Source organism: Aeromonas sp. 160P (assembly GCF_055193095.1).
On the sequence record NZ_JBUXKV010000001.1, the window covers coordinates 2,141,681 to 2,166,413 of the forward strand.

Here is a 24,733-nt window from a genome sequence, read left to right on the forward strand (position 1 = left end):
GGTTATCGCGCTGAGACAAGGGCAGCACCGGTTGTATGGTTCGCCATGGGCCGGTTGCTGCCAGCCACAGGGGAGGGGATTGTGCCTTCCCCTGCTGTCTGTCAAAGCGGCTGGGGGTCGGACATGACACCAGCCAAATCATGAAAGGAGTCTGCCAGATATGTGCGAACTGCTCGGCATGAGTGCCAATGTGCCGACCGATATCTGCTTCAGCTTTACCGGGTTGATGCTGCGCGGCGGCAAGACAGGGCCCCACAAGGATGGCTGGGGGATCACCTTCTACGAGGGGAAGGGCTTTCGCACCTTCAAGGATCCCGAGCCCAGCGCCCAATCTCCCATCGCCAGACTGGTACAGGCGCTGCCCATCAAGAGCTGCGCCGTGGTCAGCCACATTCGGCAGGCCAACCGTGGCTGCGTGTCACTGGAAAATACCCACCCCTTTACCCGTGAGCTGTGGGGCCGTTACTGGACCTTCGCCCACAACGGTCAGCTGACCGGCTATAAGAAGCTGCCAACCGGCCGCCACCGTCCGGTGGGGGATACCGACAGCGAACACGCCTTCTGCTGGCTGCTCGATCGGCTGGAGCAAAAATACCCCAAGCGTCCTGCCAACTTTCCCGCCATGTTTCGCTATCTTGCCACCCTGTGTGACGAGCTGAGAGCCTTCGGGGTGTTCAACATGCTGCTCTCGGACGGGGAGTATGTGATGAGCTACTGCAGCAACAACCTGCACTGGCTGACCCGCTGCGCGCCCTTTGGCGAGGCGAGCTTGCTGGATGAAGAGGTGGTGATCGACTTTCAAAGTGAGACCACGCCCAACGATGTGGTGACCCTGATCACCACTCGTCCGCTGACCGGTAATGAGAACTGGGTCAGGATGGCCCCCGGCGAGTTTAATTTGTTTCGCATGGGGGAGCGGGTGGCGACCAATCAGGTCGTCTCTGAGTGAGATAAAAAAATACCAGGGTAGATACCTACCCTGGTTCTTCGCAGCAGCCATAAATGGCAAAAGGGATGAGAGGTGTTGCTGAGCAGCAGCACGCTGACGTCAACGATTGTTACTCATGTGTTAATTATCGGCAATTAACTTGTTGTTTACATAAGGCGTTCAGTGTCACTCTTTCGAGGCGGATCACATTTATTGCTGTTTGATCCCCCGCGTCACCCAATTGGCGACCTGAAAGTGACACTGATGAGTGACCGGGTGGTGAGTGACGGGTTCGAAAACTATCTATAGTATGGTCTGTTTGAATACCTTTTTGGAGGGGCCTGACATGGAGTGGGTGGATCGCAAGGTGTTGCAGCAGCTGGCCGATGATATAGGCCAAGAGATGTTGCCGGTGGTTATTGCTGTGTTTATCGAAGAGGTGGGCGAGCAGTTGAGTCAGCTCAGACCCCTCTATGAGCAGGGAGAGTGGGAGGCGCTGGCCCGAGTGGCCCACAGCATGAAATCATCCTGTGGCAGCTACGGCGCTATGCCGAGCTACCAGCAGGTGATGGCACTGGAGATGGCCAGCAAGCAGGCGGATGTGGCCGAGGCCGAGCGCCAGTTGCAACTGCTGGAAGTCTCCTTGCCCCAGGTGCTCGCGTTTCTTGCCGATTATCAGTAGCGGCGCCATGCAGGGATGCCCGGGCGCCGTGGCCGTTGCTTAACGCTGGTTGAGCAGCTGCTGGATGATCCGGTCCAGCGCCAGTTTCAGCTTCAACCGATCGTGCCGATGGGGCAGCTCAAGTTCACCCAGCTCGGCCTCGATCAACCGCCCTTGCCAGGCTCCTGCATCACCCGCGCCCTGAGGGGCCAAGATGGCATCCAGCCGCCCATGACCGACCCGAGACTCCAGCCAGCGACACTGACTCATCAGATCCAGCTGGCTGGCCGGGCCATTCTCCGCCACCAGATTGCAGACGAAGACCAGCATGGCGTTGCTCTCGTTGATGGCCTGGGCGATCTCGGCCAGTAGCAGTGGCGGCATGATGGAGGTGAGAAAACTGCCTGGCCCCAGAATGATCATGTCCGCCTGTTGCAGTGCCAGCACCGCTTCCCGGGTCGCTTGCACCTCCGGCATCAGGCCGAGGGAGAGGGGCGGCGTCGCCAGTTGATCGATGGAGACCTCTCCCAGGATCTGGGTGCCACACTCCATATGGGCGCAAAGATCGGTGGGAAATTCAGACATGGGTAGCAATTGTGACTCGATTTTGAGCATGTCACTGATCAGCTTGATAGCATCAAGAGGACGGACACAGAGATTATCGAGCGCCAGCAGCATCAGGTTGCCAAGGTTGTGGCCCGCCAGCTCGCCTTTGCCGGCGAAGCGGTATTCGAACAACAGGCTGCCGATACTGGGATCGGTCACCAGCTGGTTCAGGCAGTTGCGCAGATCGCCCCAGGCGATGCACTCCTGACTCTTACGCAGCCGTCCGGTCGAGCCACCATCATCAGTGGTGGTGACGATGCCGGTGAGTCGTTGACCGAGAAACGAAAGGGACGAAAGCACTCGGCCCATGCCGTGGCCACCACCGATGGCAACGACCCGTTCGAAGTCATTGATGTTTTTTTGCCACATATGGGCGTCCTGTAATTGGGCTCAGTTGACAGCTATGTTAGCAAGTGAAGCGAGATAATTGTTTGATAAAGGTATGATTTTTGCTTGAGACCGCCATTCGATAAAACAAGGAGATGGTGTTGAAATTTCTGACCGTTCACTCCCTCGCCCAGAATTCATCGCTGGCGGCCCAAGATCTCTGCGCGCAGCTGCGCCACCATGCCAATCAGGCCCCCTCCCTGCTGCTACTCTATTTTACCCAAGCCCATGACGGGGCGATACTGCGCGAAGCACTCAAACGCCAGTTCCCTACCACCCGCCTGCTGGGATGCAGCTCCTGCGGCGGAGTGATGACCGAGATGGGACATCACGCCAGAGAGGGATTTGGGGTGGCGGTGGCGGCCCTCTACGATGAAAAAGGTGCGTTCGGGGTGGCCGGTGCCAGCGGTGCAACGGTGGATGCGCGCCAGTTGCTGCGCCGCGCCATGAACGATTGCGGTCGGCCGGGCGAGCTGCCTCAGTTAGTCCTGTTTCACGCCAGTCCCGGTCAGGAAGAGGGGTTGCTGGCTGGTATCGAAGCAGAGCTAGGTGCATCTGTACCTGTGGTGGGCGGCTCGGCGGCAGACAACAGTGTCAGTGGTGACTGGCAGCTCTGCTGGGATGATGCGGTGAGTCAGGATGGCATAGCGTTGGCGGTACTCTATCCGGATTGCCAGCTGGCTTTTCAGTTTCACTCCGGTTATGTGCCAGCCGAGTTTAGCGGCGAAATCACCGCTTGCGAGGGGCGCGAGGTGCTCACCATCGATCACCAGCCTGCCGCCGAGGTCTATGCCCGCTGGTGCGGGCGGGAGCAGCCCTGGTCGGTAGGGGCGATTTTGCGGGAGACCACGCTCACCCCGCTGGCCCGTCAGGTGGGGGCGTTGGATGGCATTCCCTACTACAAGCTATCCCATCCCGAGGCGGTGACCGAACAGGGCGGGTTGCGGCTCTTTACTGATGTGGTGCAAGGGGAGCGTCTGCTGCTGATGTACAGCAGTCAGGAGGGGTTGCTGCAGCGCAGCCTCAATGCCATGCGCGTCGAGCCTGGTTATGGGGTCGATGTGGAATTGCAGCCCATCGGTGCCCTTATCATTTTTTGTGCTGGTTGCCGTTTGGCGCTAGGTGATATGTTGTGCCAATTTGTCGAGCAGAGCCAGGCTCGCCTCGGCAAGATCCCGTTTATCACCCCCTTTACCTTCGGTGAGCAGGGGCGGCTGCCCAATGGCGAGCTGGCCCACGGTAATCTGATGGTATCGAGCGTGATTTTCCTGACCCCTTGAGTCGGCAGAACATAACAGAGCAGGCAACAAGATGATTGGCAACAGTGAACTGGAAGCCCTTGGCGACAAATTGCAGACCACCTTGGTCGATCTGGTGCGCTGTCGCGAGCGGGAGGCCAAATATCGGCAAGAATCCCAGACCTTGCTGGGCGGGGTGGCCACCCTCGCTGATGCCAAAACTCTGGAAGAGGTGCTGGAGAGCTTGATCCAGGTGCTCAAACCCTTTATTGGCTTTGAACACGCGGATGTGGTGGCTTGGGAAGGTGAGCTCGGGAGCACCCACCTCAGCACCGAGCCAATGATATTTGCTCGTAGCTGGCGTATGACCCCGGCATTTACCCGTGCCATCGCGGGTGAAACCCTGGTGATTTATGACCCCTCCCAGTTACCCGAGCTGGCACCGCTGGCGAGCGAGTCTGGCTGGGCCAGCGTGATGCTGACCGGGCTGCAGGCGCCAGGGTTTACCGCCACTCTCATCTGCCGTCACTCACGGGCGGGTACTTTCGATCTCAACAGCAAGGCTGCCATTGAACGTTGCCGCCCGCTAATCGCCCAGGCGCTGGTCAACATCACCTACCGGGCTCGTCTGCAGGATCAAGTCGCGGTGAAAACCGAGGCGCTGCAGACCAGCGAGCGTCGTTTTCGCAGTTTCGCCGCCATGGCCTCTGACTGGTTTTGGGAGACAGATGCCGAACATCGCCTCAGTTATGCCTCCGAGCCCGGTTATCTGAATAATCTGACCCCGCTGGCGACCCGCCCGACCCTCTATGACTATCTCTGCAACAAGCAAAGTGATGAGGCGCAGCATTATTTGCAGCAGCTTGCCCAGCACAAACCGGTGCGAGGGGTGCGGATGCAGGTGGCGCTGCTTGATGGCCCCTGCTGGATGGAGGTGAGCGCCGAGCCCTGTTTTGACCACCATGGCCTGTTTACCGGCTATCGCGGTACCGCCCGGGATATCAGCACCCAGATCCGTCGGGAAGAGGAGCTGGCGCGGGCACGGGATGAGGCCGAAGCAGCCAACCGTGCCAAGTCCCAGTTTCTGGCCATGATGACCCACGAGATCCGCTCCCCCATGAATGCGGTGCTGGGGATGCTTGACCTGGTGCTGCATGCCGAGTTGGCACCTGAGCAGCAGAGCCTGCTGCGCCATGCCACCCATTCGGCCAGATTGCTGCAAACCATCATCGATGACGTGCTCGATTTTTCGAAAATCGAGTCGCAAACCCTGGCGTTTCACTGCGAGACCCTGCAGCCAATCCAGCTTTGCCAATCCCTGATCGAGCCACTGCAGGGCCGCGCCAGCGTTAAAGGCATTTCGCTGGTTTACCGCATTGATGAGGCTGTACCTTTAGCCCTGCAGGGTGACCCCATGCGTTTGTCGCAGGTGATGGGCAATCTGCTGGATAACGCCATCAAATTTACCGATCAGGGGCAGGTGAGCCTGCATCTGGGCTGGCAGGACGGCAAGTTGCGGGTTTCGGTGTCCGATACCGGGATTGGCATCGCGCAGGCGGATCAGGCTCGGCTGTTTGAGCCCTTTTCTCAGGTCGACAATTCCGCCAGCCGCCGTTTCTCCGGCACCGGCCTTGGCCTTGCCATCAGCAAGCGATTGGTTGAGCTGATGGGGGGGGGGATTTGGTTAGAGAGTGAGCCCGGCAAGGGGAGCTGTTTCTGGTTCGAATTATCAGGGATGGCACTGCCTTGTGATTGTCGGCCAAGGCAAGAGGAGGGCCTGGCTGCGCTGATGCCGCTGGATGTACTGGTGGTGGAGGATAGCCCGGTCAACCAGCTGGTGGTGTCGCTGATGCTGCAAAAACTGGTGAGCAAGGTGCGTCTGGCTGCCAATGGCCTGGAAGCGCTGGCGCAGGTGGATGAACAGCTACCGGATCTGATCCTGATGGATATGCGGATGCCTTTGATGGACGGACTGGAAGCCACAAGGCGGTTACGGGAGCTGGGCTGCACCATGCCCATTGTTGCGCTGACGGCCAATGCGATGGCCGAAGATAAGGCGTGCTGTTTGGCGCAGGGAATGGATGATTTCCTCGCCAAGCCCATCACCTTGTCACGGCTGAGAGAGTGTTTGCAGCGTCACTTTGGCCAGCGCTTGCCAATTCGCGGATAAAAAAAATGGTCAACTTTGTGGGTTGACCAGTTCTTCAGCAAATACTGAAGAGAGCACGGGATAAATCGGGTTGTATTAGTTTATATGAAAAATCCATGCCAACTTTTTAGTGACTCTTTTGTGTTCATATTGGCCGTGTAGCGCAGCGGCTCTCTCTTGTTATGTTCCTACCTCGTTGCAAAATGCGAATTTGTGATTTTCATTTTTGGAATAATTGCATTTTGCAACGCCGTTTTGTTATTGCGAAATCAGGCGATGCAGGAATTTGCGGGCCGCTTCGCTGTTCTGTTTGGCAATCAGCATCTGCTTTTCATAAATCGGCATCGGCAGTATCTCTAGCCAGCGCTGGCAGAGCCAGGCGGCATCTTCAAAGCGCTTGTCCGGATAGAGCTCATCAAGCTCCGGATACTGCTCGAACACTTCCCGCAGGCGGTTGACCAGCAGTTTGTCGTTGAAATCGGAGTGGGTGCTCGGCCAGTTGGGCAGCAGCTCCACTTTGGCGCGGCGCAGGCCCATCTCATCTGTTTCCATCTCGTGGATGCAAAAGCGCTCCAGTCCCAGCACCGTCACCCCCAGCAGGCCATCATTGAGGGTGTAAAAATCGGTCACCTTGACCCGGGTGCCCACCGGCAGAATGCGGCCGGATTGTCCCGAGGTGGTCGACTCTTCCATCACGATGCCAAAGCCCTGATCGTTGATGAACGACTCCTTGAGCATCTGCAGGTGGCGTGGCTCGAACAGACGCAGTGGAAGCTTGCCGCCCGGTAGTATGTGGGAAGGCAAGGGGAACAGTGCCAAAGGTTGTAGTTTCATGTTCCATCCTCCATTGAGTAGTTGCTGAATATGACAATGCAGCGACTGTGCCAGAGAATGAAAAAAGCCACCGGAGGGTGGCTTTTCGGGAGGAAGAGGGCGCTTAGTTGCGCTGCTCCAGATACATGACAGCCGCTTCCACGCGGCTTTGCGCCTCGAGTTTCTTCAGCAGGCTCTTCACGTGAACCTTGACCGTTCCCTCGGAGATATGGAGCACCGAGGCGACCTGTTTGTTGGAGAGGCCTTTTGCAATTTCGCGCAGGATTTGCATTTCGCGACGCGTTAAGCTTTCCAGCTTCTGCTGCAGGTGGTCCAGCTCGTAGATATTTTCGAGATAGGGTCGCAGCGGTTCGCTCAGGATCTGCTTGCCGGTCATCACGTCTGCCAGCTGGGCCAGCAACAGATCAGGCTCGGTATCCTTGAGCAGGTAGCCATCGGCACCGGCTTTGAGCAGGGCCACCACATCCTGACGGGCATCGGAGACGGTGAGGATCACCACCCGGGAGGTGATCTCTTCGGCTCGCAGCGCCTTGAGGGTATCGAGGCCGGATAGTCCCTTCATGTTGAGGTCGAGCAGGATCAGGTCCGGCTCGGACTCCTTGGCCAGCGCCACGGCATCTGTGCCGTTGGAGGCTTCACCGGTCACCTCCATGTTCTCTTCCAGAGCCAGCAACTGCACAATCCCTTTGCGCATGAGGGGATGGTCATCTACGACCAGAACAGTGTATTTCATCTCGTCCATCAGGCGTCTCTCGCTAGACTGGTGGGGAAGGTCAGATGCACGCAGGTGCCTTGTGGCTGTAGCTCGCTGATGGTCAGCAGACCATGCAGTTTGCTGGCGCGCTCGTTCATGATGCTCAAACCGTAATGGTTGATCGCCGAGCTGGCGAGTCCGATCCCGACACCGTCATCTGAAATCTGAACGTTGATGTTACCACTGGCGAGGGTCTCACAGCTAACATCAATCACTTGCGCGTTGGCATGTTTGATGGCGTTGAGGACGGCCTCGCGGATCAGTTGCAGGATATGGATGTGCTGGCCCGCTTCCAAATCGCTATCGGCCAGTTCGTAATGGCACCTTATTTTTGCCTGGGTCTGGGGTTGCAGCTGATCGAGCATCACCCGGATTGCTTCCCCCAGATTGGCATCGCCAATGGTGAGGCGGAAGGTGCCGAGCAGTTCGCGCAGCTGGGTATAGGCATTGCTGAGTCCTTCGTCTATCTGCTGCATCGCTTCCTGTGCTTTCTCCTGCTGTCCCTTGGCGTAGGAGCGCTTGAGCAGGGTGGACTGGATCTTGAGATAAGAGAGGGCCTGCGCCAGCGAGTCGTGCAGCTCCCGGGCGATCACCGCCCGCTCCTCCATCAGCAGCAGCCGCTGCTGTTGCAGCAGAGTCTGATCCTTGTGCAGCACCTGAGCCAGCAGCATGGTGAAGTTTTTGATCAACCGCTCGTCGATAGGATGCTGGCTGATGATGTCGAGCCGGCCAAACTCCTGCTCATCCATTTGCAGATAGAAGTTGGCGACCGCATCGAGATCGCCGGGCCAGCCGGTGCGCCCCGAGATGTAGACCGGCATGGCGTTGTGTTCGAAGCGGGTCAGCCGGATATGGTCGATGTGCTGGTGGGCGGCGGCGCGATCCAGCAACTTGATCAGGGTGCGGGTGCTGAGCGGGGCCGCGTGCAGCTTCTGGGCGGTCGAGTAGAGAAATGAGAGAGTATCATTGGCCTGCTGCAGCTTGGCGGTTTTCTCTTCCACCTTGTTCTCCAGCTCCCGATAGAGCTTGCCGAGCTCGTCGGCCATGGTGACGAAAGCCCGTGACAGCTCCCCCAGCTCATTTTCACCGTGGGCGGGCAGCTGGAGATCGAAGTCCTGGCGCTGGATTTGGCGAGCGCAGTAGACCAGCTGATTGAGGGGGGCGACTACCTGTTGGCGGGTAAAGCGCACCGTAAACCAGGCGATGGTGATGATGGCCAGCAGGCCGAGCCCCTCCGCCAAGGCCAGCATCCGTACCTTGAATTCCACGTGGTATTGCATCTGATTGACGAAATTGTCGATGGCCGCCACAAACCGCTCGGTGTTATCTGTGTACCGTCTTGGGGTGCGCTCTTCGATATGCTGGCGCATCACCGCCCACTGGCCGAGCACTTCACCATAGGTGCGGCGCAACGAGGCGGGCGTGATCCAGCGCTGGGTCTCCTGCAGCTCTTCGGCGTGCAGGGTCTCTTCAAACTGGGCGAGCCGCCCCAACACGCTGTCACCTCGCTCGATCTCGTAGGCCATCCGGTAGGCTTGCATCCGCAGTGAGCCGGAGAGGTTGATCGCCTTGGCATCGGGGACCGAGTAAAAAAGCGTCACCATCGCGACCAGCGCGATCAGGCTGGCCATGAAGAGGATCAACACCATGGCACGGCCGATGGCGCCGCTGACCGAATGGACTCTGAACCGTTTTCCCATGCTGATGAACACCTCTGGACAGTAATAATGACTCCGCAAGATGCGTGGGAGTGTACTTCAACTTGTGTTAGCATCGAAAAACTAGATGAACTCCGAGCTGTTTTGCCTACGTCCTTGCGATAGGGGAAAACCAGCCGTCAGCCGATTGTTGAACCTAATGGTCGAGCTGTAAGGGTCAGGAAAGAAATGCCCTGGCCTCCCGTATTTGGAAAGGTGTTTATGTTGCCACTTGAAGATGGTTTTTCCCGTCGTTTTTACTATTTGCGTCTGTCAGTGACCGATGTGTGCAATTTCCGTTGCACCTACTGCCTGCCCGACGGCTATCGCCCCCCGGAAGGCCACAAAGAGGGGCGTAAATCGTTTCTCTCGGTTGACGAGATCCGTCGCGTGGTGGGTGGTTTTGCCGCCATGGGCACTCGCAAGGTGCGCATCACGGGGGGAGAACCCTCCCTGCGCCGCGATTTCACCGAGATCGTCAAGGTGATTGCCACTACCCCGGGCATCGAGAAGGTCGCCATGACCACCAACGGCTATCGCCTCAAGGAGCGGGCCCAAGAGTGGTTTGATGCCGGACTCAACGCCCTCAATGTCAGTGTCGACAGTCTCGACCCGCGCCAGTTTCACCAGATCACCGGTGAAAACAAGCTGGCCGAGGTGATGGAGGGGATCGAAGCCGCACTGGCTGCCGGTTTCAAATCGGTGAAGATCAATGCGGTGCTGCTCAAGGGGCTCAACGACTATCAGCTCGACGCCTTTCTGGGCTGGATCAAGCACAAGCCCATCGAGCTGCGCTTTATCGAGCTGATGCAGACCGGCGAGATGGATACCCTGTTTCGCGACCACCATGTCAGCGGCGAGCAGATCAAACAGCGCTTGCTGGAAAGTGGCTGGGTGCAGCAGTTGCGGGGCAAGGATGACGGGCCGGCGCAGGTCTTTATGCACCCGGAATCCCAGGGTGGGGTCGGTCTTATCATGCCCTACAGCAAGGATTTCTGTGCCGATTGCAATCGGCTGCGGGTCTCCTCGCTGGGGAAGCTGCATCTGTGCCTGTTTGGTGACAATGGCGTCGACCTGCGGGACCTGCTCAGCGCAGATCCGCAGTCGGATGCGCTGCAACAGCGTATTCGTGCCGCGCTGGCGGGCAAGAGTGCTAGCCATCGGCTCCATGAGGGCAATGCCGGCATCACACCTCATCTCGCCTCCATCGGCGGATAACCGCAAAAAATCCCCAACGATTAAATAGCAATCCTCACATGGAGGTATTTTAACCGATACCTCCATTTTTATTGCGCTGCAAGGCTTTGATCTGGCGCAAGAATCCCCTCTGTTTATCTCCCAGGTGGTATATCCCTGACCTTGTCAGGGCCGCAATATACACCCACTCTTATAATTGGTATCGAAAATGCCAATCATGGACTCGAACTGCACCCTTTCTCACCAGAACAGGAGTCAACATGCCGGATGAGATCGATCTTGCCCGCCGCGGCCTGTTTCGGGGGCGGCTGAGAACCGCCGAACCGCCGGTGCAGTTGCCCTGGTCAGTCAACTGGTCGGCATTTGTCGCCGACTGCACCCGCTGCGGGGACTGTCTGGCCGCTTGTCCGGAGCAGATCCTGGTGATTGGCGAGGGCGGTTTTCCGGTGGTCGATTTTCAGCGTGGCGAGTGCACCTTCTGCACCGAGTGCGTCACGGTCTGCAAGGCGCCGCTGTTTCGCCCGACCACCGAATCTCCCTGGCACTACAAGGCCCATATCGAGGCCAACTGTCTGGCCAATGGTCAGGTGTTCTGCCAGCGCTGTCAGGACAGTTGCGAGCCTAATGCCATTCGTTTTATTCCGGTGCTGGGGCGCGTGCCCACCCCAACGGTCGAGTTGGATCGCTGTAACGGCTGCGGCGCCTGCGTGCAGGATTGTCCGGTTGGCAGCATCAAGGTCGACGGGCGAGCAGCCGCATCCGGTGGTGCCAGCCAGCCCACCCTCAAGCAGGAGTCATAATGAGTCAGAAGCCGTGTGACACAGAAGCCACAATGGATCAGGAGTTCCATGTCTCGAGTCTGGTGGTGCTGACCAAGCCCCCCTTGCGCCATCAGCTCGCCGAGCAGATTGGCGCCCTGGAAGGGGCCGAGATCCACGCCGTCAGTGACGAGGGCAAGCTGGTGGTGACCCTGGAAGGTCCGAGCCAGCGGCCGATCATGGCGGCCATTGATGCGATACAGGCGATGCCGGGCGTGCTCTCTGCCGCCCTGATTTACCACCAGTTCGATGAACTCGGCGGTCACTGAAAAGATTGATGGGATGCCGGGCGTGCGCTCTGCCGCTGTTGGCTGGCGCCCGTTCGATAGATTCGACAACTTAAACTTACGCGATAAGCAATGCGAGGATATGCCATGAAGCTGAGTCGACGCGACTTTATGAAGGCCAACGCGGTGGCCGCTGCCGCTGCGGTGGCTGGTGTCAGTGCCCCCACGCTGGCGGCCAATCTCATCACCAGTACCGACAAGACTGCCATCCATTGGGATAAAGCCCCCTGCCGCTTCTGCGGCACCGGCTGCTCCGTGCTGGTGGGTTCGCAGAATGGTCGGGTCGTGGCGACTCAGGGTGATCCGGATGCGCCGGTCAACCGTGGCCTCAACTGCATCAAAGGCTACTTCCTCTCCAAGATCATGTACGGCCAGGATCGTCTGACCCAGCCGATGCTGCGGATGAAGAACGGCCAGTTCGACAAGGACGGTGATTTCGCCCCCATTAGCTGGGATCAGGCGTTCGACATCATGGCCGAGAAGTTCAAGGCGACCCTGAAAGAGAAAGGCCCGACTGCGGTCGGCATGTTCGGCTCCGGCCAGTGGACCGTCTGGGAAGGCTATGCCGCCGCCAAGTTGATGAAGGCCGGTTTCCGCTCCAACAACCTCGACCCCAATGCCCGCCACTGCATGGCCTCTGCGGTAGTTGGCTTCATGCGTACCTTCGGCATGGATGAGCCGATGGGCTGCTACGACGATATCGAGCAGGCTGATGCGTTCGTGCTGTGGGGCTCCAACATGGCCGAGATGCACCCCATCCTCTGGTCGCGGATGTCTGATCGCCGTCTCTCCAATCCGGATGTGCAGGTGCACGTGCTCTCCACCTTCGAGCACCGCAGCTTCGAGCTGGCGGACAACGGCATGGTATTTACCCCGCAGACCGATCTGGCGATCCTCAACTATGTCGCCAACTACATCATTCAGAACGACAAGGTGAACTGGGACTTCGTCAACAAGCACACAGTGTTCAAGAAGGGGGTCACCGACATCGGTTACGGCCTGCGCCCGACCGATCCGCTGCAGCAGAAAGCGAAGAACCCGGACAGCGGCGATGCCACACCGATGACCTTCGACGAGTTTGCCAAGTTCGTGGCGGATTACGATGTGGAGTCGGTCGCCAAGCTCTCCGGCGTCTCCAAAGAGAAGCTGGAAAAGCTGGCCCAGATCTATGCCGACCCGAGCAAGAAGGTGGTCTCCTACTGGACCATGGGTTTCAACCAGCATACCCGTGGCGTCTGGGCCAACAACCTCTGCTACAACATTCACCTGCTGACCGGCAAGATCTCCGAGCCGGGCTCTGGCCCCTTCTCCCTGACCGGTCAGCCTTCTGCGTGCGGCACTGCGCGGGAAGTGGGCACCTTTGCCCACCGTCTGCCTGCCGACATGGTGGTGACCGAGCCCAAGCACCGCGCCATTGCCGAGCAGATCTGGAAACTGCCGGAGGGGACCATTCCTGACAAGGTGGGTTTCCACGCCGTGCTGCAAGACCGCATGCTCAAAGATGGCAAGCTCAACGCCTACTGGGTGATGTGCAACAACAACATGCAGGCCGGTCCCAACATGAATACCGATCGCCTGCCTGGCTATCGTGATCCGCGCAACTTCATCGTGGTCTCCGACCCGTACCCGACCGTCACCGCCCAGGCAGCTGACCTGATCCTGCCCACCGCCATGTGGGTGGAGAAAGAGGGGGCCTACGGCAACGCCGAGCGCCGCACCCAGTTCTGGCACCAGCAGGTGAAAGCGCCGGAAGGGGCCAAGTCCGACTTGTGGCAGCTGATGGAGTTCTCCAAGCGCTTCAAGGTCGAGGAGGTGTGGCCAGCTGAGCTGATTGCCAAGATGCCGGAAGTGAAGGGCAAAACCCTGTTCGAGGTGCTCTATGCCAACGGTCAGGTCAACCAGTTCCCGAAAGAGCAGAGCAAGGGGCTGCTGAACGACGAAGCCGAGCACTTCGGGTTCTACGTCCAGAAGGGGCTGTTCGAGGAGTACGCCACCTTCGGTCGCGGCCACGGTCACGATCTGGCGCCGTTCGATCAGTACCACGAAGCGCGCGGTCTGCGCTGGCCTGTGGTGGATGGCAAGGAGACCCTGTGGCGCTACCGCGAAGGGTTCGACCCCTATGTCAAAGCGGGCGAGGGGGTGCGCTTCTATGGCAAGCCCGATGGCAAGGCGGTCATCTTCGCCCTGCCGTTCGAGCCTGCCGCCGAGTCGCCGGACCAAGAGTACGATCTGTGGCTCTCCACCGGTCGGGTGCTGGAACACTGGCACACCGGCACCATGACCCGTCGGGTGCCCGAGCTCTATCGCGCCTTCCCGGATGCAGTGCTGTTCATGCACCCGGACGATGCCAAGGCCCGTGGCGTGCGGCGTGGTGAAGAGGTGATCGTCTCCTCCCGCCGTGGTGAGGTGAAGACCCGTGTCGAGACCCGTGGCCGTAATAAACCCCCTAAGGGATTGGTATTCATGCCCTTCTTTGACGCCAGCCAACTGGTCAACAAGCTGACCCTGGACGCCACCGATCCGCTCTCGAAAGAGACCGATTACAAGAAGTGCGCCGTCAAGGTGATGAAGGCATAAGGCGGGGGAGCGCGAGATGAGTCGTAGTCGTCGCCAGTTTCTGGCCGACATGGCAAATGGGGCCTGCGGTGTGGGCCTGCTTGGCGTGGGGCTCGGTGGGGTGGCCCGCCAGCAGGCACACGCGGTGCCTGCCCAGGCGCTGCGTCCGCCTGCGGCTCTCGACGAAGCGGAGTTTCTCAGCGCCTGCGTGCGCTGCGGGCTCTGCGCCCTGGCCTGCCCCTACGACACCCTCAAGCTCGCCCGGCTGTTTGACCCTGTGACTACCGGCACCCCTTATTTCAAGGCGCGTGCCGTGCCGTGCGAGATGTGTGATGACATCCCTTGCGTGGTGGCCTGCCCGAGCGGGGCGCTGGATCAACAGATGACCGACATTGATCAGGCACGGATGGGGGTGGCAGTGCTCATCGATCACGAGACCTGCCTCAACTATCTGGGCCTGCGCTGCGATGTCTGTTATCGGGTCTGCCCGCTGATTGACAAGGCGATCACCCTTGATTTGCAGCATAACCAGCGCACCGGCAAGCACGCCATGTTCCTGCCCACGGTACACAGCGATGTCTGCACCGGCTGTGGCAAGTGCGAGCACGCCTGCGTGCTGGAGGAGTCTGCCATCAAGGTGGTGCCCCGTCAGCTCGCCAAGGGGGAGCTGGGTCATCACTACCGGCTCGGCTGGGAAGAGAAGGCCAAAGCGGGAAACAAGTCGCTTATTGGTGAGCGACTCACCCTGCCCACCCGCAAACCGGAGGGGTTATGAGTCGTTATCCGGGGGAAGAGGCTCGCATCAAGCTGGGGTGGTGGCGTTCCCACCGCTTCCTGCTGCTGCGTCGGCTGATTCAGTTCAGCGTTCTCGGGCTGTTTTTGCTGGGGCCGCTGGCGGGCATCTGGATCCTCAAGGGCAACCTCTCCAGCTCGCTGTTGCTGGAGACGGTGCCACTGACCGATCCCCTCACGCTGTTGCAGTCGCTGGCGGCGGGCCATTGGCCCATCACCACCCTCTGGTTGGGGGCCGCCATCGTGCTGGCCGGTTACTGGCTGGTCGGGGGGCGGGTGTTCTGCTCCTGGGTCTGCCCGGTCAACCTCATCACTGACGCCGCGGCCTGGCTCAGGGGGCGACTTGGCCTCAAGGGCAACGGCCAATTCAGCCGTACTACCCGTTACTGGCTGCTGGCCATGGTGCTGGTGGTGCCTGCGGTGGTGGGGGTGATGGCGTGGGAGCTGGTCAATCCGGTGTCGCTGGCCATGCGCGGTCTGCTGTTTGGCATGGGGGCGGGCTGGGCCCTGCTGGCGGCGTTGTTCCTGTTCGATCTGTTCGTGCTGGAGCGGGGCTGGTGCGGTCATCTCTGTCCGGTGGGGGCCTTCTATGCTCTGGTCAACCGGGTCGGATTTATCAAAATTTCTGCCAAGGGGCGTGAGCGGTGCAGCAACTGCATGGATTGTTATGCGGTCTGCCCGGAACGCCCCATCCTGCGCGGGCCGGTTCACGGAGCCAAGCGCGGTCACGGGCCCTTGATTGCGGCTCAGGAGTGTACCAACTGTGGCCGTTGCATCGATGTTTGCGCGGAACAAGTTTTTGAAATCACTGTAGGTTTTGCCGTCAAGGCAGAAAAAACGTTGGAGAATAAATAATGAAAAAGCTGATTGGAGCAATGCTGGCCTGCCTGATGGCGGGTTCCTTGATGGCCGCCACCCCCGAGATCATCAACAGTACCGGAGGGATCAAATCCGAGCGGGGGGCCACCGATCTGGTGATCGAGGCGGATGCCGCACCCCTGAAGAATTTTCGCAAAGACGGCGATATGTATGATCGCCAGTACATTCATCAGCCGCCGCTGATCCCCCACGATATTCGTAACTACGAGGTGGATAACAAGGTCAACAAGTGCCTGGCCTGCCACAGCTTCAAGAATGCCAGCGCCATGAAGGCCCCCAAGATCAGCCCGACTCACTTCGAGACCCGTGATGGTACAACCCTGGGTGAAGTGTCGCCCCGTCGCTACTTCTGCCTGCAGTGCCATGTGCCGCAAGCGGATGCCAAGCCGCTGGTGGAAAATACTTTCAAGCCGGTTGAAGCACTGAACTAAGGAGTCCATCAATGAAATTACCCGGCTTTATCCAGCGTCTGTGGACCACCTTCAAGTCACCGTCAAAAGCGGCCCTCTGGGTGCTGTTGATGATGGGCTTTTTCGGTGGAGTGATCTTTTGGGGCGGCTTCAACACCGCCATGGAAGCCTCCAACACCGAGAAGTTTTGCACCAGCTGTCACGAGATGAAGGACAACGTGTTCGAGGAGTACCGCGACACCATTCACTACGCCAACCGCTCCGGTGTGCGGGCCAGCTGTCCGGATTGCCATGTGCCGCACGAGTGGACCTACAAGATCATCCGCAAGGTGCAGGCTTCCAAAGAGTTGTGGGGCATGATCACCGGCAAGGTGGATACCCCCGAGAAGTTCGAAACCCATCGCCGAGCGATGGCCGAACGGGAGTGGCAGCGGATGAAAGAGACCGACTCGCGCGAGTGCCGCAACTGCCACAACTTCGAGTACATGGATTTCTCTTTGCAAGGTAAACGGGCTGCCCAGATGCACTCCGCCAATCTTGGCAAGGAGGGGCAGGGCACCTGCATCGACTGCCACAAGGGGATTGCGCACCAGCTGCCCGACATGACAGGGGTGAAGGGATTCTGATCCCCCCTCATCACAGGCCGGGTTCGCCCGGCCTGCGTTTTACTGATATCTGAGACAAACATCAGATTTGTGTATCTTTTAAATCCCATATCCCGTGAAACCTTTGGTAGAATCAGCCCGCCGTCAAACGTCTGGGCACGTGGGCTAACGGGATGGAGACGCGGGTTCTTGTTGCTCTCTATGACTGTTTGCTCCCCCTCCTCATTTTGCCTCGTTGACGGCCCATAGCCATAAGGAGCTGCCCGATGGGACAGAACAACAACGAATTTATTCCCCTCAAGATCGCCGTATTGACGGTTTCCGACAGCCGCACTACCGCCGATGACAGCTCGGGCGACTATCTGGTATCAGCCCTCACTGCAACAGGACACCAGCTTGCAGGTCGGGCACTGTGTGCTGATAACCTGTTTCGCATTCGGGCGCTGGTCAGTGACTGGATCGCCGACAGCGAAGTGCAGGCAATCCTGATTAACGGTGGCACCGGCTTTAATGAGCAAAATTGGGTGCCTGAGGCGGTCGGCGTGCTGTTCGAGCGCACGGTGCAAGGTTTTGGCGAACAGTTCCGCCAGCTTTCGTTTGCCGAGATAAAAGGTTCAGCCATGCAGAGCCGCGCGCTGGCGGGGCTGGCAAATCGCACCCTGATCTGCTGCCTGCCGGGCTCCCCCGGTGCGTGCCGGTTGGGCTGGGAGCAACTTATTCGCGATCAGCTCGATGCCCGCACCAAGCCGTGCAACTTTGTCTCCCACCTTTGAGAGCAAACGATGAACCAGATCGATCCCAAGCAGACCCAGCCTAACTTGACCCACCTTAACCAGAGCGGCGAAGCCCATATGGTGGATGTGACCGACAAGCAGGTGACCGAGCGTGAAGCCCGTGCCGAGGCGTTTGTTGCCATGGCTCCCGAGACCCTGGCGCTGATCCTGAGCGGCCAGCATCACAAGGGTGACGTGTTCGCCACCGCCCGCATCGCCGGCATCATGGCCGCCAAGAAGACCTCGGATCTTATCCCGCTCTGCCATCCGTTGGCCCTGACCCGGGTGGAGGTGGAAATCGTGCCGCTGCCCGAGCAGCACAAGGTACATATTCGCACCCTCTGCAAGCTCTCCGGCAAGACCGGGGTGGAGATGGAGGCGCTGACCGCGGCCTCGGTGGCGGCCCTCACCATCTACGACATGTGCAAGGCAGTGCAAAAGGACATGGTGATCGAGCAGGTGCGACTGGTAGAGAAGAGGGGCGGCAAGTCCGGCCATTTTCAGTTGGGGTCAACTAGCGGGGAGCAAGCATGATCAAGGTACTGTTTTTTGCGCAAGTAAGAGAGCTGGTGGCCTGTGACGAGCTGAGTCTGCCGTGCGATTACGCCACCGCCGAGCAGCTGCGTGCAGAGCTCTGTGAGCGCGGTGACAAGTGGGCGCTGGCCCTCGAGGCGGGCAAACTGCTGGTGGCGGTCAACCAGACGCTGGTGCCCCTCGATACGCCCCTCAATGATGGCGATGAGGTGGCTTTCTTCCCGCCGGTGACCGGAGGCTGAGAATGAATGAGATAATGACCGTGGATCGTACCACTGAGCTGTGCGATGGCGACGAAGTGGCCTTCTTCCCTCTCCCTCCAGTAACGACCGGAGGCTGATGATGAGCGAGGCAACCATGATGGATCGCATTCTGGTGCAGCGAGAGGACTTCTCGCTGGCCGACGAGTATGCCCGTCTTGCTACCCGTGCAGACAGTGGCGCCATCGTCACCTTCGTTGGCAAGGTGCGCGACTTCAATCAGGGGGAGGAGGTAAAAGGGCTGGCCCTTGAGCACTACCCAGGCATGACCGAGAAGGCGCTGGCCGATATCGTACAGGAGGCCCGTCGCCGCTGGCCGCTGCAGGAGTGCACCCTGATCCACCGCATCGGCGAGCTGTGGCTTGGCGATCAAATCGTGCTGGTGGCGGTGAGCAGTGCCCACCGCGACGCCGCCTTTGATGCCTGTCACTTCATCATGGATTTCTTGAAAACCCGGGCGCCGTTCTGGAAAAAAGAGCTGACCGCCGAGGGTGTGCAACGCTGGGTCGAGGCCAAGGAGAGCGACAACGCCGCCGCTGCCCGCTGGCAAGCCTGACCTGTTCATCACGAGGGGCGCAGGTTCAAAGGGAACCACGGCCCCTGCTTCGGGGCGCGGATGTTCGGGCCCCATCAGGAGAAAGGGAATGAAACCGCTGTTATCTGTTGTCATCGCAGGGGTCTGCGCCGCCACCTTGCATACCGGTGCTGTGCAGGCCGATGAGGTGAAGGTGGCCGTGGCTGCCAACTTCAAGGGCACCATAGAGCGTATCGGCCAGGAGTTCACCGCCAAGACCGGCCACACCCTGGCCATCTCCTCTGCCGCCACCGGGGTGCTCTACACCCAGATCAGCCACGGTGCGCCGTTCGATCTGTTCCTCTCCGCCGATGTGGCGACCCCCGAGAAGCTGGAAAAAGAGGGCAAGGGGAGCGATCGCTTCACCTACGCCATCGGTCAGCTGGGGCTGTGGAAGAAGGGGGGCCCGGCCCCTGACGAAGCGGCTCTGCGCAACTGGAAAGGCAACCTTGCCATCGCCAATGCCCGCACCGCTCCTTATGGTGCCGCTGCCATGGCGACCCTCGCCCATCTCAAGATCGATCCCAAGCAGTACCGGTTGCTGACCGGCGCCAACATCAGCCAGACCTGGCAATTTGTCGATACCGGCAACGCCGAGCTGGGCTTCGTCGCCTGGGCCAATCTGGTGGAAGCGGGCAAGACCGGCGAAGCCTGGGCGGTGCCAGCGAGCTTCTATCCCCCCATCAAGCAGCAGGGGCTGGTATTGAAGAAAGGGGCCGCAGTGGATGCGTTGGTCGCCTGGCTCAAGGGGCCGGGTCAGGGGCAGATCAAGGCTGCGGGCTATGCCCTGCCCCGATAAGGGCATGGGCCTGACGCGATACCCTGAGTGGTCGGCCTTCGGGTCGGCCACTCTTTGCAATGAGGATAGAGACCATGCCGTTGGGGGCATTTATCAACCGGGAGGTCGGCAATGAGTGAAGGGGATCTGCTGGCGGTCTGGCTCACCCTGAAGCTTGCGGCCTGTACCACAGCGATTTTGCTGTTGCTGGCACCGCCACTGGCCTGGTGGCTGTCGCGCAGTCAGAACCGGCTGCGGCCGTTGGTGGAAGCACTGGTGGCGCTGCCGCTGGTGCTGCCCCCCACAGTGCTGGGGTTTTATCTGCTGCTCGCCTTCTCCCCCGAATATGGCTTCGGCGCCTGGTGGCGCGACACCTTCGGCGCCCCGCTCGCCTTCAGTTTTCTCGGTCTGCTGTTCGCCTCCATCCTCTATTCGCTGCCGTTTGTGGTGCAGCCGCTCACCTCCGCTTTCGTCAACATGGGCAACAAGGAACTGGAGGCCGCCGCTACGCTGGGGCTCGGCCCGCTGGAGCGCTTCTTCCACATCATCTTGCCGATGACCCTGCCCAGCTTCGTGATGGCGGCGGCCCTCGGCTTTGCCCATACCCTGGGGGAGTTTGGCGTGGTGCTGATGATTGGCGGCAATATTCCCGGCGAGACTCAGGTGCTTTCGATTGCCCTGTTTGATCATGTGGAGGCGATGGATTACCAGAACGCCCATATTCTGGCTGGCGGCTTGATGGTCTTCTCGCTGGTGATGCTGGTGTTGGTTTACGGCGTGCTGCAGCGCAGACAGCGGAGAGTGTTTGGATGAACCAGCCCGCCACTATGCCGTCAGTGAACGAGCCACCCCGCCATGTCCTGAACCTCCATGCCCGGCGTGAGTTTGGCCCCTTTACCCTCGATTGCGCACTGACCCTCGAACTGGGTGGGATCCTCGGCCTGTTTGGCCCCTCCGGCTGCGGCAAGAGCACCCTGCTGCGCATCATCGCTGGGCTCGATCGCCGAAGCGGGGATCGCTTGCGGTGGCGCGGGCGGGAGTGTGCAGCGCTGCTACCCGAAGCGCGCCGCATCGGGCTGGTGTTTCAGGATTCGCGGCTCTTCCCCCATCTGACGGTGCTTGGCAATCTGCAACTGGCGGCCCGCAAGGGGCGAGGGCGCTGGCAACCCGAAGTGCTGGCGGCGCGACTCGGCTTTGCCGATCTGCTGGGGCAACCTGCCCATGCCCTCTCTGGCGGCCAACGTCAGCGGGTGGCATTGGGGCGGGCGCTGCTGGCCGAGCCTGACCTGCTGCTGCTCGATGAGCCTTTTTCTGCGCTGGATCGGCGCAGCCGCATCCATCAGGCCCATGTGCTCAAGGGCTTGCAGCAGGAGAGTGGCATCCCGATGATCTTCGTCAGCCATGCCATGGAGGAGGTGAGCCTGCTCTGCGATCAGCTGGTGCTGCTGGAAGGTGGCAGGGTCGAGGCGCAAGGCAGGCCAAGCGAGATCTTCGCCCGCACCGATCTCTCGCTCGCCAGCCGTGACGATGCCGGGGTGATGCTGGATGCCACCTTGGCCCACTACGATGACGACGAGCAGATGGCGACCCTGCAGCTTGGCGAGCAGCGGCTGCGGGTCACCATGACCCATGTGCCGGATGAGAGCGGGCCCTTGCAGATCAAGGTGGCGGGGCGAGATGTGGTGATTGCCACCGCCCCCATCGAGCACTCCAGTCTCTCCAACTGTCTCGTCACCCGTCTGCTGGCGGTGCGCGAGGTGCGCCCCGGCCAGACCCTGTTGCAGTTGGCGCTGGGTCAGCAGATACTGCTGGCCCGGATCACCAGCCGCTCCGCCAGGCGGCTGGCGCTGGCGCCGGAGCAGCAGATCTACGCTTATATCAAGGCGGTGAGTCTGGTCAGCGAAGGCTGAGTGGGCGCCGTGCTGATAACGTGGCAGGATAGCCACGGGCCACATAACAACAAGAGATGGTTCAGGTGATGAGTCGAGAGGCAATACACTGATGCGCCGCAATCAGGTGATGAAATTCAACGGCCTTGCCCTGCGCAGCGCGGGGGAGGGCCCCTTGCTGTTACTGCTGCACGGGTTGGGCTCCTCCAGTCTCGACTGGCAGGCGCAGATCGAAAGGTTTTCCGAACACTATCGGGTGGTGGCACTGGACTTGCGTGGCCATGGTCAGAGCATGCAGGAGGGGCCGTTCGACGTACCCACCCTGGCGGCTGATGTGGCGAACTGGCTCGATGAGCAGCCTGAGCCCGCCTGGGTCGTAGGGTTATCGCTGGGGGCCATGGTGGCGCTGGAGCTGGCGCTGCAACTGCCGCACAAGGTGCGGGGGTTGGTGCTGGTCAACGGTTTTAGCGAGTTTCTGCTGGAGACCCCCAAAGAGCAGGAACGTTATGCCCAGCGTCTCAAGTGGCTGCGCTGGTTTGGCATGCGCCCCCTCGCCTGGTGGCTGGGGCGCGAGCTCTTCCCAAGCCCGGATCTGGCGCAGGTGCGCCACACCTTCCGGCTGCGTTTCGTGCGCAATAAAAAGAAAACCTACAAGGCGCTGCTGGAGGCGCTACCCGGCTGGTCGGTGCGCGCTCGGCTCGGCACCATCTGGCAGCCGGTGGCCATTATCTCCACCAGTCACGACTACCTGCCGCTGGCCAAACGGGTGGAGCAGTTTGCCGCCCTGCCCAACGCTACCATCCACACCCCCAACGGCCACCACGCCTGGCCCGCAGAAGATCCCTCGGGTTTTAACCACCTGCTGCAACGGATCCTCTCCACCCATTGAGGAGAAGGTTTAGGGTAGAGATGACCAAGGGTGTAGATAACAGAGGGTGTAGTTAACAAAAAGCGCAGATAACAAAAAGCCGAACCACAGGGTTCGGCTTTTTTGATCCCGTTTGAGTCAAGGATGGGAACAGACCGGGCAGTCGGGGCGCTTGGGTAGCTTCATTTCGCGGAAGGTGCCGCTTAGGCCGTCGATCATCAGTAGGCGGCCGCTATGGCACTTGCCCATGCCCGCCAGCAGCTTGATCGCTTCCAGCGCCTGCAGGCTGCCCACCAGCCCGACCACGGGGGCGAGTACACCCGCTTCGACACAGGTGAGGGCCTGTTCGCCAAACAGGGCGCTGAGGCAGGCGTAGCAGGGTTCATCTTCCTGCCAGGTGAAGCTGCAGAGCTGCCCCTCCAGCCGAATGGCGGCGCCGCTGACCAGCGGCACCTTGTGCTGGCGTGCCTTCTGATTCAATAGATTGCGAATGGCCAGATTATCGGTGCAATCCAAGACCAGCTGGTGCAGGGGTAGCAGGGTATCGAGCAGCGCTTCGTCGGCCACGGCGGCGTGGGTCTCTACCTTGAGCCAGGGGTTGAGGGCGCGCAGGGACTGGGCGGCAGAGTCCACTTTTTGGTGGCCGATGCGCTCATCGCTGTGCAGCACCTGACGTTGCAGATTGGAGAGCTCCACCTTGTCGAAATCGACCAGGGTGAGCTGGCCGACCCCAGCCACCGCCAGATACTGGCTGGCGGCGCAGCCAAGGCCACCAGCACCTATCACCAGCACCTTGGCCTGCTTGAGCGCCTCTTGTCCCTCGAAGTCGAAGGATTTGAGGATGATCTGGCGGTTGTAGCGCAGTAGCTCGGCGTCACTGAGGATCTCGCTCACAGCAGCAATCCTCCGAATGGCTCGACGGTGACGGTCTCGCCCGCCGCGACGCGGCCTCGTTCCCGCTCAAGGATGATGTAGCAGTTGGCCCGCGACAGGGAGCTGAACACGGCGGAATCCTGCGAGCCGGTGCTGCGCACCTCGAGGCCGTTTGGCCCCTGGCTTAGAATGCCGCGCTGGAAGTCGAGTCGGCCCGGGCTCTTTTTGAGCGGCTCGGTCGCCACGGCTTGCAGCTGAAGCGGTCGCTCGAAACGTTGGCCCGCCAGCTTGGCCAGCGCCGGCTGCACCAGCTGATCGAAGGTGACCATGGCGGAGACCGGGTTGCCCGGCAGGCCGAAGAACCAGGCGCGGGGCAGGCGACCAAAGGCAAACGGCTTGCCCGGCTTGATGGCGAGCTTCCAAAAGCCAATCTCGCCGAGCTCGTCCAGCAGCTGTTTGGTGAAGTCCGCTTCCCCCACCGAGACGCCACCGGTGGTGATCAGCACGTCGGCCTCTTCATCGGCGCGGATAAAGGCGGCGCGCAGTTGGGCCGGATCGTCCGGGATGATGCCAAGGTCGAGGCAGTCGCAACCCATGCGCGCCAGCATGGCCCGCACGCCGTAGCGGTTGGAGTCATAGATGTCACCGTGGGCAAGCGGGGTGCCGACCGGTTTGAGCTCGTCGCCGGTGCTGAAGATGGCCACTTTCAGCGGGCGGCGTACCGCGACGGTGGCGACGCCAAGGGAGGCCAGCAGTGGCATCTCTCTTGGGGTGAGGCGAGTACCGGCTGGCAGCACGCAGGCGCCCTTGTCGATGTCGCTACCCGCCAGCCGAATGTTCTGCCCGACGGTCGGCTTGCACAAAAAAGTGATCCGATCGCCATCGGCCTGCGTTTCTTCCTGCATCACCACCGCATCCGTCCCTGCGGGCACCGGGGCGCCGGTCATGATCCGCACACAGTGGCCAGCGGGCCATTCGCCCTGATAGGGCTGACCGGCAAAGGCCTTGCCTGCCATGATGAGCGGGGTGTCGGTGGCGAGATCGGCCAGGCGCACGGCGTAACCGTCCATGGCGGAGTTGTCGAAGGGGGGCACGGCGAGGGGGGAGGCGATATCGCTGGCAAGTACCCGGCCAAGGGCCTCTGGCAGGGGCAGCTGCTCGCTGTCGCAGCAGCAGGCGAGCTGTTCCAGCATCCCTTGCAGGGCATCGCTTAAGGGGAGTAGTCCGCTGGTATCAAATCCCATCGTCATGACCTCTTTCTATGATTGAAGGCGGGATTATCACAAAATTCTCCGGGGATGGGCAGGTTATCTCAAGGGAATCTCGAGGTAATCGGTGCTGAAACGGGGTGAGATGGCCATAAAGTCTGAGGTGACGCACAAGTTG

At 60.3% G+C, this 24,733-nt stretch carries 26 protein-coding genes and 1 riboswitch; of the genes, 20 read left to right on the top strand and 6 right to left on the bottom strand.

Features of this window, described 5'->3' with window-relative positions; all coding sequences use genetic code 11:
- The first annotated feature begins 160 nt into the window (after window positions 1–160).
- Both ACY8FN_RS10220 and ACY8FN_RS10225 read left to right on the top strand, forming a co-directional pair.
- Window positions 161–949, top strand: coding sequence for a class II glutamine amidotransferase (locus ACY8FN_RS10220; RefSeq protein WP_139718598.1), 789 nt, complete (start codon window positions 161–163; stop codon window positions 947–949).
- 325 nt (window positions 950–1,274) lie between these two features.
- Complete coding sequence (locus ACY8FN_RS10225) at window positions 1,275–1,610, top strand: Hpt domain-containing protein (RefSeq protein WP_098968893.1); 336 nt, start codon at window positions 1,275–1,277, stop codon at window positions 1,608–1,610.
- A gap of 39 nt (window positions 1,611–1,649) precedes the next feature.
- Here the strand turns inward: ACY8FN_RS10225 and ACY8FN_RS10230 are convergent, their stop codons facing one another.
- Window positions 1,650–2,564 (bottom strand): gluconeogenesis factor YvcK family protein, encoded by a 915-nt coding sequence (locus tag ACY8FN_RS10230; RefSeq protein WP_463099946.1) that lies wholly within the window; start codon window positions 2,562–2,564, stop codon window positions 1,650–1,652.
- 113 nt (window positions 2,565–2,677) lie between these two features.
- Here ACY8FN_RS10230 and ACY8FN_RS10235 point away from each other — a divergent pair, with 113 nt between their 5' ends.
- A complete protein-coding gene (locus ACY8FN_RS10235) occupies window positions 2,678–3,862 on the top strand; it encodes an FIST signal transduction protein (RefSeq protein ID WP_463099947.1) in 1,185 nt (394 codons plus the stop codon).
- A 31-nt stretch (window positions 3,863–3,893) separates the two neighbouring features.
- On the top strand, window positions 3,894–5,990 hold the full coding sequence (locus ACY8FN_RS10240) for a hybrid sensor histidine kinase/response regulator (RefSeq protein ID WP_463099948.1): 2,097 nt from the start codon (window positions 3,894–3,896) through the stop codon (window positions 5,988–5,990).
- Window positions 5,991–6,227: 237 nt separating this feature from the next.
- On the opposite strand, the gene ACY8FN_RS10245 is transcribed toward ACY8FN_RS10240, so the two are convergent.
- The 3 genes from ACY8FN_RS10245 to narQ all read right to left on the bottom strand — a co-directional run bounded on the left by ACY8FN_RS10245 (window position 6,228) and on the right by narQ (window position 9,257).
- Window positions 6,228–6,803, bottom strand: coding sequence for an LON peptidase substrate-binding domain-containing protein (locus ACY8FN_RS10245; RefSeq protein WP_042020342.1), 576 nt, complete (start codon window positions 6,801–6,803; stop codon window positions 6,228–6,230).
- 103 nt (window positions 6,804–6,906) lie between these two features.
- On the bottom strand, window positions 6,907–7,545 hold the full coding sequence (narL, locus tag ACY8FN_RS10250) for a two-component system response regulator NarL (protein WP_005334471.1): 639 nt from the start codon (window positions 7,543–7,545) through the stop codon (window positions 6,907–6,909).
- Window positions 7,545–9,257, bottom strand: a complete 1,713-nt coding sequence (gene narQ, locus ACY8FN_RS10255) for a nitrate/nitrite two-component system sensor histidine kinase NarQ (RefSeq protein ID WP_463099949.1) — start codon at window positions 9,255–9,257, stop codon at window positions 7,545–7,547. Before narQ ends, narL begins: the two co-directional genes overlap by 1 nt.
- A 78-nt stretch (window positions 9,258–9,335) precedes the next feature.
- Window positions 9,336–9,489: riboswitch (molybdenum cofactor riboswitch) on the top strand.
- Between narQ and moaA the strand changes: the two genes are divergently transcribed.
- The 16 genes from moaA to ACY8FN_RS10335 all read left to right on the top strand — a co-directional run bounded on the left by moaA (window position 9,477) and on the right by ACY8FN_RS10335 (window position 22,495).
- Window positions 9,477–10,472 carry a GTP 3',8-cyclase MoaA gene (gene moaA, locus ACY8FN_RS10260; protein WP_463099950.1) on the top strand — a complete coding sequence of 332 codons (996 nt, stop codon included), beginning with the start codon at window positions 9,477–9,479 and terminating at the stop codon, window positions 10,470–10,472. (Overlaps the previous riboswitch by 13 nt.)
- A 239-nt stretch (window positions 10,473–10,711) precedes the next feature.
- Window positions 10,712–11,251, top strand: a complete 540-nt coding sequence (gene napF / locus ACY8FN_RS10265; protein WP_463099951.1) for a ferredoxin-type protein NapF — start codon at window positions 10,712–10,714, stop codon at window positions 11,249–11,251.
- Between the two features lie 32 nt (window positions 11,252–11,283).
- Window positions 11,284–11,538 carry a chaperone NapD gene (locus tag ACY8FN_RS10270; protein ID WP_101317032.1) on the top strand — a complete coding sequence of 85 codons (255 nt, stop codon included), beginning with the start codon at window positions 11,284–11,286 and terminating at the stop codon, window positions 11,536–11,538.
- Between the two features lie 105 nt (window positions 11,539–11,643).
- Window positions 11,644–14,133, top strand: coding sequence for a nitrate reductase catalytic subunit NapA (gene napA, locus ACY8FN_RS10275; protein ID WP_101324265.1), 2,490 nt, complete (start codon window positions 11,644–11,646; stop codon window positions 14,131–14,133).
- Window positions 14,134–14,149: 16 nt separating this feature from the next.
- Window positions 14,150–14,887 carry a ferredoxin-type protein NapG gene (gene napG, locus ACY8FN_RS10280; RefSeq protein ID WP_463099952.1) on the top strand — a complete coding sequence of 246 codons (738 nt, stop codon included), beginning with the start codon at window positions 14,150–14,152 and terminating at the stop codon, window positions 14,885–14,887.
- Window positions 14,884–15,759, top strand: coding sequence for a quinol dehydrogenase ferredoxin subunit NapH (gene napH, locus ACY8FN_RS10285; RefSeq protein ID WP_101324267.1), 876 nt, complete (start codon window positions 14,884–14,886; stop codon window positions 15,757–15,759). Before napG ends, napH begins: the two co-directional genes overlap by 4 nt.
- Entirely contained in the window at window positions 15,759–16,214 is a 456-nt protein-coding gene (locus tag ACY8FN_RS10290) for a nitrate reductase cytochrome c-type subunit (RefSeq protein WP_101324268.1), read from the top strand. Before napH ends, ACY8FN_RS10290 begins: the two co-directional genes overlap by 1 nt.
- 11 nt (window positions 16,215–16,225) lie before the next feature.
- Complete coding sequence (locus ACY8FN_RS10295) at window positions 16,226–16,819, top strand: NapC/NirT family cytochrome c (RefSeq protein ID WP_042020349.1); 594 nt, start codon at window positions 16,226–16,228, stop codon at window positions 16,817–16,819.
- 245 nt (window positions 16,820–17,064) lie between these two features.
- A complete protein-coding gene (moaB, locus tag ACY8FN_RS10300; RefSeq protein WP_042020350.1) occupies window positions 17,065–17,571 on the top strand; it encodes a molybdenum cofactor biosynthesis protein B in 507 nt (168 codons plus the stop codon).
- A 9-nt stretch (window positions 17,572–17,580) separates the two neighbouring features.
- Complete coding sequence (moaC, locus tag ACY8FN_RS10305; RefSeq protein WP_139693921.1) at window positions 17,581–18,105, top strand: cyclic pyranopterin monophosphate synthase MoaC; 525 nt, start codon at window positions 17,581–17,583, stop codon at window positions 18,103–18,105.
- Window positions 18,102–18,347: a molybdopterin synthase sulfur carrier subunit gene (gene moaD / locus ACY8FN_RS10310; protein ID WP_438580512.1), complete on the top strand. Its 246-nt coding sequence runs from the start codon at window positions 18,102–18,104 to the stop codon at window positions 18,345–18,347. Before moaC ends, moaD begins: the two co-directional genes overlap by 4 nt.
- A 100-nt stretch (window positions 18,348–18,447) precedes the next feature.
- Complete coding sequence (moaE, locus tag ACY8FN_RS10315; protein WP_139693929.1) at window positions 18,448–18,921, top strand: molybdopterin synthase catalytic subunit MoaE; 474 nt, start codon at window positions 18,448–18,450, stop codon at window positions 18,919–18,921.
- 88 nt (window positions 18,922–19,009) lie between these two features.
- Window positions 19,010–19,738 (top strand): molybdate ABC transporter substrate-binding protein, encoded by a 729-nt coding sequence (gene modA, locus ACY8FN_RS10320; RefSeq protein WP_463099953.1) that lies wholly within the window; start codon window positions 19,010–19,012, stop codon window positions 19,736–19,738.
- A gap of 111 nt (window positions 19,739–19,849) precedes the next feature.
- Entirely contained in the window at window positions 19,850–20,530 is a 681-nt protein-coding gene (gene modB, locus ACY8FN_RS10325) for a molybdate ABC transporter permease subunit (protein WP_463099954.1), read from the top strand.
- Window positions 20,527–21,627 carry a molybdenum ABC transporter ATP-binding protein gene (gene modC / locus ACY8FN_RS10330; protein ID WP_463099955.1) on the top strand — a complete coding sequence of 367 codons (1,101 nt, stop codon included), beginning with the start codon at window positions 20,527–20,529 and terminating at the stop codon, window positions 21,625–21,627. Before modB ends, modC begins: the two co-directional genes overlap by 4 nt.
- 91 nt (window positions 21,628–21,718) lie before the next feature.
- Entirely contained in the window at window positions 21,719–22,495 is a 777-nt protein-coding gene (locus tag ACY8FN_RS10335; RefSeq protein ID WP_463099956.1) for an alpha/beta fold hydrolase, read from the top strand.
- 117 nt (window positions 22,496–22,612) lie between these two features.
- Here the strand turns inward: ACY8FN_RS10335 and moeB are convergent, their stop codons facing one another.
- Together moeB and moeA are read right to left on the bottom strand one after the other, a co-directional pair.
- Window positions 22,613–23,368: a molybdopterin-synthase adenylyltransferase MoeB gene (gene moeB / locus ACY8FN_RS10340; protein WP_463099957.1), complete on the bottom strand. Its 756-nt coding sequence runs from the start codon at window positions 23,366–23,368 to the stop codon at window positions 22,613–22,615.
- A complete protein-coding gene (gene moeA / locus ACY8FN_RS10345; protein WP_463101154.1) occupies window positions 23,365–24,591 on the bottom strand; it encodes a molybdopterin molybdotransferase MoeA in 1,227 nt (408 codons plus the stop codon). Before moeA ends, moeB begins: the two co-directional genes overlap by 4 nt.
- Between the last annotated feature and the right edge of the window lie 142 nt (window positions 24,592–24,733).